Raw genomic sequence first — 14,620 nt, forward strand, 5'->3', positions numbered from 1 at the left:
AAAAACTATTTGCTGTTTTTCTTTATAATTTCCTGTGCTAAATGAATGTAATTAACAGCACCTTTACTTGTAGCGTCGTAATTAATAATGCTTTCACCAAAACTTGGAGCCTCGCTTAATTTTACATTTCGCTGAATAACAGTATCAAAAACCATGTCGTTAAAGTGTTTTTGAACTTCTTCAACTACTTGATTTGATAAACGTAATCTTGAATCGTACATGGTCAACAATAAGCCTTCGATGTCAAGGTCTGGGTTGTGTATTTTTTGAATACTCTTAATGGTGTTCAATAATTTTCCTAATCCTTCAAGTGCAAAATATTCACATTGAATCGGGATAACTACTGAATCTGAAGCTGTTAAAGCGTTCAGGGTTAACAAGCCAAGAGATGGAGCGCAGTCGATAATGATGTAATCATATTCTTTTTTTGCCTCTTCCAATGCCGCTTTAAGCATATACTCACGGTTTTCTTTGTCAACCAATTCAATTTCGATCGCAACAAGGTCAATGTGAGCAGGTATCACATCTACGTTTGGAGCTGTACATTTTAAAATGGCTTCCTTTGGTGTTACAGTATGCTCAAGAATTTGATAAGTCCCAGTTTCAACTGTTTCTACATCAATTCCAAGACCAGATGTGGCATTGGCTTGAGGATCGGCATCGATCAATAATACCTTTTTTTCTAAAACACCTAATGCGGCTGCAAGATTTACTGATGTAGTAGTCTTTCCAACGCCTCCTTTTTGATTAGCAATAGCAATGATTTTGCCCATTTATTTTCTGAATTTTGAACCGTAAAAATACAATTATTTATGGTTTTTGAAAATCTATTTTGTTAACATTTATGAAACTTTGCTTTATCGTGGTTTCATGGTGCTTGACAGATTTTTAATTTTTCTTTTAAGCGAATTATTAACGGAATTTCTTTCTGCAACAATTGTTTTTTTTACTTGTAGGCTGTAAATTTTAATGATCAATGCTGTGTTTTGGCTATTGTTTTGCTTTTAAATCACGAACTAAAGTCATTGTGAAATACAAAATAGTTAACCCGCCTAAAACAATACAAACCCACATGAACCAAGATTGTTGCCAAAACGATGTTTGACGGATTGTGTTTTTGACATCTTTTTTTTGCTGGATATCATAAATCGAAGTTTGAGGAAGAACAGTTGGCACGCTGTTTTTAAAACTTGAAAGATCGTATTCAGGTGCATTCAGATTTTTTTGGCCGGTTTTAATTGTGTAGCTTTCGTCTGCGCTCAAATCGGCTATAAGGGATATCGGTTTTTGGTAATACTTTACAGAATTGATTTTTAAGGGCGGATTGTCATAATTTTCGATTTTTACAAAGAACTCTTTTTCGTAAATTTCAGAAAAGTTAAAAGTGTTTTTTGTACGCGAATTTAAATTAAACGAAACAATTTCTTCGTCGTATAAAACAGTTTTACGTTTTACCGTTTTTTTTGATTTTTTATAAAGAATGGCTTTTCGGTCGTAATAATTGGGTTGCGAAATTTTAAAAACGATTTGATTAATCACTTGCGGTGTGTCAAAAAGAAAATGAATTTCGGTTGTTTTGTCATCCAGATTTTCTTTCGCATATGACTGTTTCGGAACTACTTCTGCCAATTTATCTGATTGAATACTAGTAACGAAAGTTCCCGCTTTAAGGATGTTTAAAGGAAGTGTTTTTTGATCGTCAAAATCAATTTTTAAGAATTTATAATTACTGAGAGGGTATGAAATAGTTTTGACGACCGTAGGTTCTGAATTACTATTTAGTTCCGTTAAGATCTGCATATCTGATATTCCGAACCATTCTTTTTGGTCGTTACTTCCTGAAATGGTGTATTTTTTTTCTGAATTTGAATTGGCGATAAACAGAGAAATCTGATTGTTTTGTTTAGCAGACGCCACTTCTATAATGATGGAAGTACTTTTCTTTGGGGTAGCTTTCTTGGAGATTATAGTATATTCCTGAAAAAGATTTGAAAAAATTGCTTTATTATTTTGAATAAAATAAGGGACTTCTTTTCCTTTAGAGTCAAAAATTCGGATGTCGCTTAAATCATGCTTAGAATAGGATCTAATTTCTGGTGATAAAACAATTTCATGAAAACCACTTGCAGCAACTTTTTTTAGTTTTCCACTAGTGTGATATTGTCCAAAAGTTAAATGGAAACAAAGTAGTAAGAATAAATAATTATTGAGCTTCATCGGTTTCTGTTGGTTTTGTTTCGTCTATTACTAAGACTTTGATTTTCTGGTATACAAATGAAATGATCAGAACCAGAATTCCTAAAAGTATAAAAGAAATTATTTTTCCTGTTTCAGAAATATTGCTGATGTCATACAAAAATAGTTTTAATACGGTTAAGCCTAATAATGAAAGCGCAATGATACGCAGTGTTTTGATTTGTTTTTTTATTCCGATAATCAAAAAAACAAAAGCTAATATTCCCCAAAGAATCGGATAACCCGTTTTAACGATTTTGGTTCTGGCAATCATCAAATTATCATAAGCAGTCATCTCATTGTTTTGATTTATAGGTAGGTTCAGGAATTTCAGCCCGTGAAGCATTAATTCTGTACTGGCTATATAAATGACAATAAATGCGGCTGACCATGAAAAAGCTTTTTTTGCGAAAGCAGGAAAGGCAGGTTTTTCGGAATTTATTTTATAGAATAAATATCCAAAATAAATTATCAAGAATAAGTGAATATAGTGTAGGTAGAATGCGATTGGTTGTGCCTTGCCTGAAAGGGCAATGTCCATATTTTCTTCAAAGGCATAATGCGAAAACCAGAAAGCAAATAATAAGATGTTGGTCACTGCAATAATTGAAGCTGTCTTGAATCCGTTCTCGGTTTTCGTTTTTGAGAAATATCTCGCCAATAATGCGGTAAACAGTAAATGAAAAAGAACAGGAAGCGATGCTGCTGAACTCGCATTTTCGATAGCATTATTGGCCTGATAGGTCACTTCGAAGATTCCGGTGAGATAACCAATCACAAAGGCTAAACAGAGAATGAAGTTCCTGTATTTTTCAGGATTGAATCGTAATTCTAACAATTCGGTAGTTTCGGTTTCGTTTTTTAGTAAAAACCACACAGCAAAAAGCGATGCAGTAGCAAAGGCGCCAGTTGTAAAAATTGGATTCAGAATGATGTTAGCAACGCCTTCTAGGTTGTAATATTTATTCCAGTCCATAATTAGACTGATAATCATGAGGCAGTTTACAATTACAGATCCAAAACGATAACTGCTGATTTTTGATTTCTGCGAAAGCCAAAGCAATAAAACTGCTTCTGCAGCCCAAAAGAGCGTAATGTAATTTCCTTCAAACTGAATTGGAACGGCAAGCGTGACAAAGGTAAGCGTTAAGCCAATAAGGAGATATATAGCTTTTTTGTCCAAACCAAACTTTTTATAAAGGAACCAAGCATATATCAAATTGAGTAAAGCAATTGATGCAGTAAATAATCCTCTCAATTCTGGATGATAAATGTTTAATATCGACATCCCGGAGGCATAAAACAAAAAAGTATTGCTCGCTAAGATTGTCAACTGGACATTAGAAAATTCTCCTTTTGTTCTAATGTTGTTGACGATATTCATTAGAATAAAAATTAAATAAAATACAAATCCGAAAACAAATGCTCCCAGATAATGAGGTTTAGCCGATTGTAGTTCTCGAAAAAGCCAGCCTCCGTACAATAAAACTGTAAAAATGTACGAAAGCAGATTTACAAGATTCCACTTTTTGTAATAAGCCAACGCGAGTATCCCTATATTAAGTATTCCGATATAAGTAAGCAAAACGACATAATTTCCTTCGCCAGTACTCACCATAAACGGAACCGCAAATCCGCCGATAAGAGAAAGTACTGCTAATTCTATTCGGTTATAAGACAAAGAAATCAAGGCGCTAAAAGCAGTAATGATTACCATTATGCTAAAAGCTACGCTTTGGTTGAATAAGTGATAATCATGAAAAGCAATTCCGATTGTAAAGTAAAATATTGCAATGGCTCCTGCTACAATTACAGAACTGAAGGCTGCATAACTTTTGCGTAGTTTATGAGCAACGCCCATCACTAATGCGCCAGCTAAAATTCCGATTCCAACTCGTGCCGGTTCGTTAATCCAATCTTTATCGATAGCATATTTTACGAAATAGCTGATTCCTAAAACTAGAATTAGAATTCCGATTTTGTTGATCAGGTTTTCACCAATAAATTTTTCCAGATCTGGGTTTTGTTCTTTGAATTTTTCCCAGAATGTTTTTTCTGGAACTGGCGGAATATAAGGTTTTGACTCTGGTATTGGTTGAGAAGTTTTGTCAAGAGGATCTAAGGAGAATATCGGTTTCTTGTTTATTTCCGGTATTTCTTCTTTTATTATTGGCGTTGGAGAAATTACGATTTCTTCCTGTTTATCAGATTTAATTTCTTCTTCATGAATTATAGTAGGAGGTGGAGCAACAGTTTTTTTGATGATTTTCTCTGTTGGATGCTCTAGCGTTTTAAGATTCTCTATTTTAGTACTAAGCTTATGAATGTCGTTTTCCAAAACGTCGAAACGTTTTTTGATAGTGTTGATCACATAAATTAATAAACAAATAAGTACGGCTAGTAAAAATCCTTCCATAATAGAATGAGTAATAGTTTTAAGACGTTGTAAATATAATAACATTTTAACAGGAAAGCTCTTTTTTGGCTTTTTTCTGATTAATAAGAAGGGTGTTTGAATTGTATTTTGAAGAAATAACATATGCCGCAAAAAAAATCTTTTTTGAAGTGGCTTTTGTTGGTGTTGCAGAGTTCTCGCTCCACAACATTTCGTATTGATCCTTCACATCGGGACGCGATGAGCGTTCGTTATTTTGAAGCAAAAAAAAAGTCTTTCCAGAATTGAAAAGACTTTTGTCGGGGTGGCAGTCCCGAAAGTTTTCGGGAGAACCTGCGGCCTTCCCGATCCAAATCGGGACGCGATGAGCGTTCGTTATTTTGAAGCAAAAAAAAAAGTCTTTCCAGAATTGAAAAGACTTTTGTCGGGGTGGCAGGATTGGAACCTGCCGTCTTTCCCGATTCAAATCGGGACGCGATGAGCGTTCGTTATTTTGAAGCAAAAAAAAGTCTTTCCAGAATTGAAAAGACTTTTGTCGGGGTGGCAGGATTGGCACCTACCGTCCTTCCAGATTCAAATGGGACGCTATGAGCGTTCGTTATTTTGAAGCAAAAAAAAAGTCTTTCCAGAATTGAAAAGACTTTTGTCGGGGTGGCAGGATTCGAACCTGCGGCCTCCTGCTCCCAAAGCAGGCGCGATAACCGGGCTACGCTACACCCCGAAAGCGGATGCAAAGATATAAATAAATTTTGTTTACAAAAGGAAAATCGAAAAATAAATAAAAGTTATTTACAGATAGTTATTTCGGATTTATTTTCGGGTGAATTTTTTATAATTAAGCTTACATTTGCATCACAAAACAATACTATATTATGTCAGATACAATTGAAAAAATTAAATGTCTTATTATAGGCTCTGGTCCTGCGGGTTATACTGCGGCGATTTATGCAGCCAGAGCAAATATGAATCCGGTTTTATATCAGGGAATGCAACCTGGCGGACAATTGACGACTACAAATGAAGTAGAAAATTTTCCGGGATATGTTGATGGAGTGACAGGACCGGAAATGATGATACAATTACAAGAACAAGCAAAACGTTTTGGAGCTGATATCCGTGACGGATGGGCTACAAAAGTCGATTTTTCTGGAGATCTTCATAAAGTTTGGATCAATGATTCAATCGAACTGCATTGTGAAACGGTTATTATTTCTACAGGCGCATCTGCAAAATATTTAGGATTGCCATCAGAACAGCATTATTTAAATATGGGTGGAGGAGTTTCTGCTTGCGCAGTTTGCGACGGATTCTTTTATAGAAACCAAGATGTTGTAATTGTTGGAGCTGGAGATTCTGCTTGTGAAGAAGCACACTATTTGTCTAAACTTTGCAAAAAAGTTACGATGTTGGTTAGAAGCGAAAAATTCAGAGCTTCTAAAATTATGGAAGAACGTGTTCGCAAAACTGAAAATATCGAGATTTTAATGAATCACGATACTGTAGAAGTTTTAGGAGATAACAATGTAGTACATGCTATTAAGGCATTGAACAAAACAACTGGAGAAACAATCGAAATTCCAGCTACAGGTTTCTTCGTGGCTATTGGTCACAAACCAAACACTGATATCTTCAAAGATTATATCACGCTTGACGAAACGGGTTATATCGTAAATACTCCAGGAACATCTTATACAAACGTACCAGGTGTTTTTGTAGCGGGAGATGCAGCTGACCATGTGTATCGTCAGGCTATTACTGCTGCAGGTACTGGATGTATGGCAGCATTGGATGCTGAGAGATATTTAGCATCTAAAGAATAATTAGTTTCAAGTTTCAGGTTTTCTTTTGTTTCAAGCTATTGGAAAACCAAAAAAAATCAAATAAAAAATCCCAGTTTCAAGCATTGAACTGGGATTTTTCTTTTATATAAGTTTTGGTTTGTCAACCTGAAACTTTAAACCTGAAACCTGAAACAAAAAAGCTTATTTAAGTTTCTTAAACAACTTTGCTTCCTCAGAGAAACGAGTCAATTCGATTTTAGGATTTCCGAAGATTGAGATTTCCGATTTATCACCAACAGCGATTGAAAGCGTAAGTTCTGCAAAAATGGTTCCAGTCGAAGAATTTTCTGCAGTTACATTAGCATCTTTCAAAGTAAATTTTGTTCCGGTGAAAACCGAATTATTATCTAAGCGGATAGTAGCTTTTTCCGCAATTCCTTCAATGGCAGCAGTCGCTTTTTGATACAAATCGCATTTGAACTTAATAGCCGAAACCAGTGTTTTTATAGAAGAATTTTTGCTCAGCTGCAGACTTCCGTCTTCTGTTTTTAGATTCAATTCTGTTTTGGTTTTATCATCAGCGATTAAGCTAAACTTTTTTGCATTTGCGTTGAGAAACAATTTCGAATAATCAACACAATTAAAAGTTATGTTGTCCAATTGAAGTTCCTGAATAGCATAAACGATAGCCTCGTTTTTGGTAATAACTTTGTTTAAAGTGCTGGTGTAGGTAACGCGTACAGCCAGTTTTTTATAAATGGAAGATTCTTTGTTGGTATAAAGACGAAGCGTTTTTTCTCTCAAATCCATTCCAATGATGTCGTGCAGATTGTCATCAGCTTCAATCTTGATTTCGTTTTTCTCTCCGCGTTCTAAATAAACTTCTAAATTGTCATCAACTTCAATGGCATCAAATGCTCCGACTTCTTTGATAGAAGTTGTTACAATTTTAGAACCTTTAATTTTCTCTCTTTTTTGGGCAAAAGTAAATGTTGTAACAAATAGTAATAGGAGCAGCGCTGTACTTTTTTTCATTAATTCTAGATTTGATTTGGGCAAATATAAAAAAATCATCCACTTTTGGTGAATGATTTCGTTTATATTTAACAGATAAATTGCTTTAGTTAATACCGACGCTTCCTCCAGATTTTGCAGATTTTTCTACCGTTTTAGGAGAGCCGCTGTAGTTAATGCTACCACCGCTAGAAGCTTCTGCTTTCAGGCTTACAATGGCATGTACATTAACGCTTCCGCCGCTAGACGCATGTGCATCTACATCATTTGCAAGCAATTTGTCGGCATTGATATTGGCGCCGCTCGATGCAGACGATTTTATTCTTAAAGCTTTTCCTTCGGCGCTTATAGAACTTCCGCTTGACGATTCTAAAGAAATATTATCAGATTCTATATCGACATCCATTGTTGCGGCACTTGAAGTTTCAAGGCTGATGTTTTCTCCAGTGATAAGGTTTTTAGTCGTAATGGTCGAAGCGCTTGAAGCCTCTAGTTTGTCGATAATAGGCATTTTAACGGTTACCTTTTTCATTGTAATATTTCTGAATGAACTGAATTTGCATTCAATTTTAAGTGTTCCGTTTTCTACTTTCGTAATAATTTCATTTTGAAGATTATCATCTGCTTCAACTGTAATTTCTGTAGAATCTGATTGTTCTATGACCACATCTATTGCATTGCTCACCTTAACATTTTTGAAGTCGCCGTGAACAATTCTTTTTTCTGTTGTCACATTACCGCTTCCTTCTATAGCGTTGAAGTTGTAATTGCAAGATGCAAATAATAGAGCAGTAATTGTAACAATAATAAACTTTGTAATCTGAATGATTATTTTTATCATGGCTTTGGTTGTTAGTTGATTTTGATTATAACTCCGTTTTTATCTGTGGTTAGTCTTCCTTTAGTTTTTTTACCGTTTAAAACTTCTTTCCCGTTTATTTTTATAAAAACTTCTTTTACGGTATCGTTTTCAACTGTATGTATTTCGTTCTCGTATTCTTCATTGTACTCAGTATCATGATATTCATTTTCATCTGAAGGGCAATTTAAACATCTGATTTTTGAACCTTGTACTTTATAGTTATAATCACCGCTGAAGTGCAGGTTAAAGAAATCATTTTCAGAAGCATCATAATCTTTTACAGAAGCATCTGGTTTAAATAATTGTCCTTCTGGCAAATACAAATAAATGTCTACCTCTTGGCCTCTGAATTTGTTTTTAACATCTGTCAGAAAATAATTATCCAAAATTAACTGATTTCCTGTTATCTGATACTTAAAATCAATTTTTTCTGCTCTTTTTTTTGCGTTGGTAAACGAATTACCTCTGGCACTTTTCTCGATCTGTAAGTATGGCGCTGTCTCATCTGTGCGAAGGACATGTATGCGTACATTTGTTGAATAAATTACATCGTTTCCGGCAGAATCCTGAACAAACTTAAATTCTCTGTGCTGATTTAGGCTTTTTGCGTAATAGTCGCTGTATCTGAATTTTACAAATAACGTATCTTTTGGCGTAATGGCAATTGATTTTTTCTCTACCGTTTTGTTGTCATACGAAACCTCAGTCGCCTGCTTGATTCCGATACTGATTAGTATTGCAATGGCAATAATCCAAACAGCTAGCAGTGTATATTTGGTAATGTTTCCAATTGACTTTAGATTTGGAGACAACAATTTAAATCCTAAAAGAGTTAAGAAGAAAAATGGTATTCCGATTGCAAAAAGCATTAACAAACCAAACGACCAAATCGGATATTCTGTAAAATAACCCGCTTCGATAAAATTCTGCCACGGAAAATCAATAAAAAGATTAGTGCCTAAAGTAAAAACTCCAATTAATAACATGATTAAAGTTGCAAGTCCAGACATGATCAAAATAACTCCTAGGAATTTTGCAAATATTTTAAAAAGAGTCATTATAAAATCTCCAAATGAGCTGCCGATTCTCTCAGCACCAGACTTTACCTGGTTTCCCATTTTGTCATAGTCTGCATTTTTGAATTTTTCAGACAAGGAGTCGATTTCCTCGCGAACTTTTTTTTCGATGTTCGAAATGGTAACTGGCTCACCAGTCATTTCTAGTTTCTCAGAAGTAGTAACAGCTTCAGGAGTTACGATCCAAAGAACAAAATAGGCCAATATTCCAGTTCCGAAACCTGCAAAAACAAAGATCAAGAATACGATTTTAATCCATACCGCATCAATTCCGAAATAGTGCCCCAAACCAGTTGCAACCCCGCCAATCATACCTTTTTCTTTGTCACGGTATAATTTTTTATGTTTTCTGGTTGCAAAATCATTATAAGACTGATTTGTCGTTTCTTCGTCATCAATTCTATAATCCTCGGGCTGTCCCATAACCGCAATCACTTCGTCAATGTCTTTCAGTCCCACAACATGTTTTTCGCTTTTTTGTTTTTCTGTTAATAATTCAGAAAAGCGCATTTCGATATCTTTTAAGATTTCATCCTGACCAGATGAGTTGCTAAGAGATCTTTTTATGGCGTCAAAATATCGTGTAAGTTTTAAGTACGCATCTTCATCAATGTGAAAAGACATACCGCCTAAGTTAATATTTACTGTTTTGTTCATGACTTATTGATTTTGATTGGTGATTAGTTTTACGGCATCAGATAATTCTGTCCAGGTGCCGCTAAGTTCGTTTAAAAATGTTTGTCCTATTTCGGTTAATCCATAATATTTTCTCGGCGGTCCAGAAGTAGATTCTTCCCAGCGATAATTTAGCAAGCCGTCGTTTTTCAGCCTAGTTAATAACGGATATACAGTTCCCTCAACAACTAGTAATTTTGCGTTTTTTAAAGTGTCTAATATTTCTGATGTGTAGGCATCTTTTTCTTTTAGAACAGATAAGATGCAAAACTCAAGAACACCTTTGCGCATCTGTGCTTTTGTGTTTTCAATGTTCATAATTTCATTTTGTTTTTTTTTGATTGAACAATTCGTTTTTTGATTGATGATGATTTGATTGATGATTGATGATTGTTTCGAATTTATTCTTTAAGAATTAACCCGTATAACGTATAACTTTTAACCTTTTTAAGGATTACTTTATAAAAGGAATCGTAAGCGGATATTTGTAATATTCTCCGGTTGATGCTTTTATTGAAGCATAAATCACTAAAAAGAACTCAACAAATTTCAACAATCCGAAAAGCAGAACAGCCGTAATTCCTACACTTAAAAGGCCAATGCTGCCATCGAGATTAAAATTTCTGATTATAAAATCTTCGTCATTGATAATTGCCTGCAGCGGAAGGTTCTGAAAAAATACCGAAATAAAAATCGGAATTGCGATTAATGCCAAAATCAGAGTGTACAGCAATAAGCTTAACTGAAAATTTAAAGTCTGTTTTCCGTGGTGATTGACAAATTCAGATTTTTCCTTATAGCTTGTCCAAATGATGATCGGAAAAATATAATTCCCAAACGGAATAATGTACTGACTTAATGTACTTAAATGTGTGAACGCCGCAGTGTTCTTTTCTGATGTTTTTTCCATGATGAGTGGTGTTGATGTTTCCATGATTAAAAGTATATAGTAATTTCTTATGCAAATATATGTCTAAAAAACAGTATCTTGTTTTGCATAGTACCAAATATTAACAAAAAATTAACAAATTACTTTTGTTAAAGGAAGGTTTAAAATGTTGAAAATCATAAAGAATACTCGATTTTACTGGGCTTGTATCTGTTAAAAAAATATTTATTGTGCGTGCATAGTTTTTTTGTATTTTTACTAAAAAATAAAAAGCATATGGCACTTTCGGTATCAAAATTCAATAAATTCGTCTTTTTCAAACTGCCTTCGGCATTCCTATGTGGTGTGCGTGTAAAAGCAATAAACGAGACCAGTTGCACGGTTACAGTCAAACACAGATGGATTAATCAAAATCCGTTTAATTCGATGTATTTTGCGGTTCAGGCAATGGCGGCAGAGTTGACGACCGGTGCTTTAGTGATTTCTCAAATTCAGGAAAGCGGAAGAAAAATATCGATGTTGGTTGCCAATAATAAAGGAAATTTCACTAAAAAAGCAACTGGCCGAATCACTTTTGTCTGCAATGACGGACATGTAATTGCCGATGCCATCAAAAAAACTATTGAAACAGGCGAGGGACAGACTTTTTGGATGAAATCTATCGGAACCAATGAAGAAGGTGTTCAGGTTTCTGAAATGGATTTTGAATGGAGTATTCGGGTGAAATAGGGTGTTGTATGCCACGAATTCCACGAATTAGCACAAATTGAAATGCAAAGTAGCTAGTGAAATGTGTGGAGAAAAAACATAAAAATAGGCTTCGAATAATTTCGGAGCCTTTTTAGTTTATGATTTATTCTTACTTTTTAGCACAACAAGCTTTTTTATCTTTTTTGCTTATTTTTTTGCAGCAAGCCTCTTTTTTAGCTTTGTCTTTTTTAGCCGTTTTTATATCCTGTGCGTTAACACCAATTGTAAATAAAGCCACGGTAAGGAAAGTAATTACTTTAGTCATTTTTTGTTTTTTTAAGGGTTGAGATTGTTGTTTTTGATGAATCAAATATAATGGGATTTTATTCTTGTAAGAATAGGTTGGTTGTTAATGTTTTTGTAAAAATAGAAGTCATCATTCGCAATGTTTGCCGCTTTCTGATTTAATCTATATGAATCTGCGTCAAAAATTTATAAGCAAAAGGATTTCAAGCTCACAATAGCTATCGGGATTAAAGGATTTTAGTAGTTAACCCGTTGGGTGTAATTAAAAAATAAAAGCATTTTAACACATAGAAGCATAGTTTTTTGTGCCGAAAAAAGAAAATGGAAGAAACAAGTTTCCACACATAGCTAAACTATGTGCATTTAGACTAGTGAAACGCCTTTTTTAAGTTTAGTTAAACTATGTTTCTATGTGTTGAAAATAATTTCACCCAGCGAGTTAGTAGTTAAGAAAAATCAATAATTCAAATTCAACCCAAAACCAATTCCCATGTCGCTGTCGTAATGTGTAGTGATGCCAAAGTTTCGGGCCACAATGTATTTCAGACCAGCCATATATTCTTTGTCGGTATTCCACATTAGATTCATCCTTAAACGTCTTGAAAGCGGAATGTCTTTTCGCTCAAACTGAAGACGCACATTTCCATCGGTATAAACTTCAACCTGAGCTTTGACAAGCATTGGCAAAGTATACTCAAGTCCAGCGCTAAAAACCGAACGATTGTCTTTGGTGTTTTTTTGTCCGAACAGATTTTGTTCCTGCTCGTCCATTCCCATTTTTCTGTATCTCCAGTCGAAACCAATAAACGGCATCAGCCATTGATTTTTACCAATATATCTACCGATATGCGTTTCGGTTTCATAACCATGTTTGTCGTTGTAACCCAATCTCCATTCGGTTCCAATGCTCCATCTGGTATTGCTGTACATCGCTTCACCGTCGTTTCCGTTAGAAGCAAAATCATTTTCTGCCATAAAATGAAACATACGGTCATCCATTTTGAGCATTTTATAAGCCATTTCTGGATGATGAATCAACGGATTTGGAGCTGAATTTTCATAACTAAAAATACGTCCCATTCCCGCCATCATATGGTATAAAATATGGCAGTGAAAAAACCAGTCACCATCTGCATTTGCTTCAAATTCGATGGTATCGGTTTCCATCGGCATAATATCGATGACGTTTTTCATCGGTGAGTAATCGCCTTGGTCATTCAAAAGCCTGAAATCGTGACCGTGCAAATGCATCGGATGGCGCATCATCGAACCGTTATATAATGTGATACGAACAATTTCTCCTTTTTTGATTAAGATTTTATCAGTTTCAGAAACCACTTTGTTGTCTAAACTCCAAACATATCGGTTCATGTTTCCAGATAATTCAAAACGCAGTTCTTTAACGGGCGCATCTTTAGGAAGATTAGTTTTAAACGGCGATTTTAGCATTCCGTAATTGAGCGTGACGATTTCGGCTGTTTGGGTGCTGTCACTTTCCATTTTCATTTCTTCCATATCATGATTGGAATGATCCATTGCGGGTTTTGTATTTTCGTCTTCACCAGAAATTTCTGGATACATAACGGCATTCATATCCATTTTGTTCCAAGACATATTCATGCCCATGTCGTTCATTTCGCCGTTCATTTTCATCATGTCGTTCATCATTTTCATTCCTTCAAAATATTTTAATTTCGAAAGATGACGGATCGGCTGTTTTTCGCCTTCGCCTAAAAATAATGACGTAAATCCTGTTCTGTCTTCGGCTGTAGCCAGAAAAGCAAAAGATTTATTGTCTTCTGGAAGGGTTACCACAACATCATAAGTTTCAGAAACGGCAATTATCAAACGGTCGACTTCTACAGGCTCAACATCATTTCCATCACCGGCAACAACCGTAATTTTTCCGCCGCCATACGTCAGCCAGAAATAACTGGAAGCACCTCCGTTGGCAATTCTTAAACGCACTTTTGAACCGGGCTTAAAATCAGAGAACTGTTGCTCGTTTTTGCCATTAATGTGAAACTTTTCATAGTAGACATCGCTTACGTCCATGGCGTTCATTCGTTTCCATTCGTTGGTGATTTTGGTCGAAAAATGACCTTTTTTGATGGCTTCGGCATAACTTTGCGTTGTTCCTTTTTTAATGGCAAACCAATCATTGGCATTGTGCAGCATTCGCTGAATATTTTCAGGTTTTAACTCCGACCATTCGCTGAGAATAACTGGAATAGTAGGTAAATCATCAATTCCTTTTCGAATCGTAGGGTCGTCTTTCTTTTTGTTGATGATAAAAAGTCCGTATAAGCCAATCTGTTCTTGTAGACCGGAATGGCTGTGATACCAATACGTTCCGTTTTGAATAATTGGAAAAGAATATTTATAAGTAGTTCCTGGTTTTATTGGCATTTGGGTTAAATAGGGAACACCATCTTCTTTATTAGGAAGGAATAACCCGTGCCAGTGCATTGCTGTATCTTCATTTTTTAATTCGTTATGCACATAAATTTCGGCAATATCTCCTTCGGTAAAAGTTAGGGTCGGCATCGGAATTTGGCCATTAACCGCTATAGCTCTTTTTTCTTTTCCCGAAAAATTGACAATGGTATCACGCACATATAAATCGTATCGAACAACTTTTTGGGCATGTAGCGATATTGTGGCAAAAAAGAGTAAAATAATATATTTGAGTTTCAT

General features: G+C 35.1%; 12 protein-coding genes and 1 tRNA gene. 2 read left to right on the forward strand and 11 right to left on the reverse strand.

Annotated features, from left to right (window positions below; translation table 11 throughout):
- Positions 1-5: 5 nt before the first annotated feature.
- From E0W73_RS12525 to E0W73_RS12540, 4 genes are all read right to left on the reverse strand, one after another.
- Positions 6-773 carry a ParA family protein gene (locus tag E0W73_RS12525; protein WP_135222421.1) on the reverse strand — a complete coding sequence of 256 codons (768 nt, stop codon included), beginning with the start codon at positions 771-773 and terminating at the stop codon, positions 6-8.
- A 217-nt stretch (positions 774-990) separates the two neighbouring features.
- Positions 991-2,217, reverse strand: coding sequence for a DUF3999 family protein (locus E0W73_RS12530; protein ID WP_135222422.1), 1,227 nt, complete (start codon positions 2,215-2,217; stop codon positions 991-993).
- Positions 2,204-4,651 (reverse strand): DUF2339 domain-containing protein, encoded by a 2,448-nt coding sequence (locus tag E0W73_RS12535; protein ID WP_135222547.1) that lies wholly within the window; start codon positions 4,649-4,651, stop codon positions 2,204-2,206. The genes E0W73_RS12530 and E0W73_RS12535 overlap by 14 nt, the downstream gene beginning before the upstream one ends.
- Before the next feature lie 625 nt (positions 4,652-5,276).
- Positions 5,277-5,351: transfer RNA gene (locus E0W73_RS12540), tRNA-Pro, on the reverse strand.
- A 151-nt stretch (positions 5,352-5,502) separates the two neighbouring features.
- Between E0W73_RS12540 and trxB the strand changes: the two genes are divergently transcribed.
- On the forward strand, positions 5,503-6,450 hold the full coding sequence (gene trxB, locus E0W73_RS12545) for a thioredoxin-disulfide reductase (protein WP_135222423.1): 948 nt from the start codon (positions 5,503-5,505) through the stop codon (positions 6,448-6,450).
- Between the two features lie 162 nt (positions 6,451-6,612).
- Here trxB and E0W73_RS12550 read toward each other — a convergent pair whose 3' ends face one another.
- The 5 genes from E0W73_RS12550 to E0W73_RS12570 form a co-directional block, all read right to left on the reverse strand.
- Positions 6,613-7,446 (reverse strand): GIN domain-containing protein, encoded by an 834-nt coding sequence (locus tag E0W73_RS12550; RefSeq protein ID WP_244248483.1) that lies wholly within the window; start codon positions 7,444-7,446, stop codon positions 6,613-6,615.
- Between the two features lie 85 nt (positions 7,447-7,531).
- Positions 7,532-8,266 (reverse strand): head GIN domain-containing protein, encoded by a 735-nt coding sequence (locus tag E0W73_RS12555; RefSeq protein ID WP_135222425.1) that lies wholly within the window; start codon positions 8,264-8,266, stop codon positions 7,532-7,534.
- An 11-nt stretch (positions 8,267-8,277) separates the two neighbouring features.
- A complete protein-coding gene (locus tag E0W73_RS12560; protein WP_135222426.1) occupies positions 8,278-10,020 on the reverse strand; it encodes a PspC domain-containing protein in 1,743 nt (580 codons plus the stop codon).
- A 3-nt stretch (positions 10,021-10,023) separates the two neighbouring features.
- Positions 10,024-10,356, reverse strand: coding sequence for a PadR family transcriptional regulator (locus E0W73_RS12565; RefSeq protein WP_017498072.1), 333 nt, complete (start codon positions 10,354-10,356; stop codon positions 10,024-10,026).
- Positions 10,357-10,492: 136 nt separating this feature from the next.
- On the reverse strand, positions 10,493-10,948 hold the full coding sequence (locus tag E0W73_RS12570) for a DUF4870 domain-containing protein (RefSeq protein WP_135222427.1): 456 nt from the start codon (positions 10,946-10,948) through the stop codon (positions 10,493-10,495).
- A gap of 255 nt (positions 10,949-11,203) precedes the next feature.
- Here E0W73_RS12570 and E0W73_RS12575 point away from each other — a divergent pair, with 255 nt between their 5' ends.
- On the forward strand, positions 11,204-11,656 hold the full coding sequence (locus E0W73_RS12575; protein WP_135222428.1) for a DUF4442 domain-containing protein: 453 nt from the start codon (positions 11,204-11,206) through the stop codon (positions 11,654-11,656).
- A 130-nt stretch (positions 11,657-11,786) separates the two neighbouring features.
- Here the strand turns inward: E0W73_RS12575 and E0W73_RS12580 are convergent, their stop codons facing one another.
- On the reverse strand, positions 11,787-11,987 hold the full coding sequence (locus E0W73_RS12580) for a hypothetical protein (protein WP_135222429.1): 201 nt from the start codon (positions 11,985-11,987) through the stop codon (positions 11,787-11,789).
- Between the two features lie 392 nt (positions 11,988-12,379).
- A complete protein-coding gene (locus tag E0W73_RS12585; RefSeq protein WP_135222548.1) occupies positions 12,380-14,620 on the reverse strand; it encodes a multicopper oxidase family protein in 2,241 nt (746 codons plus the stop codon).

Source organism: Flavobacterium foetidum (assembly GCF_004634245.1).
GTDB classification, from domain to species: domain Bacteria; phylum Bacteroidota; class Bacteroidia; order Flavobacteriales; family Flavobacteriaceae; genus Flavobacterium; species Flavobacterium foetidum.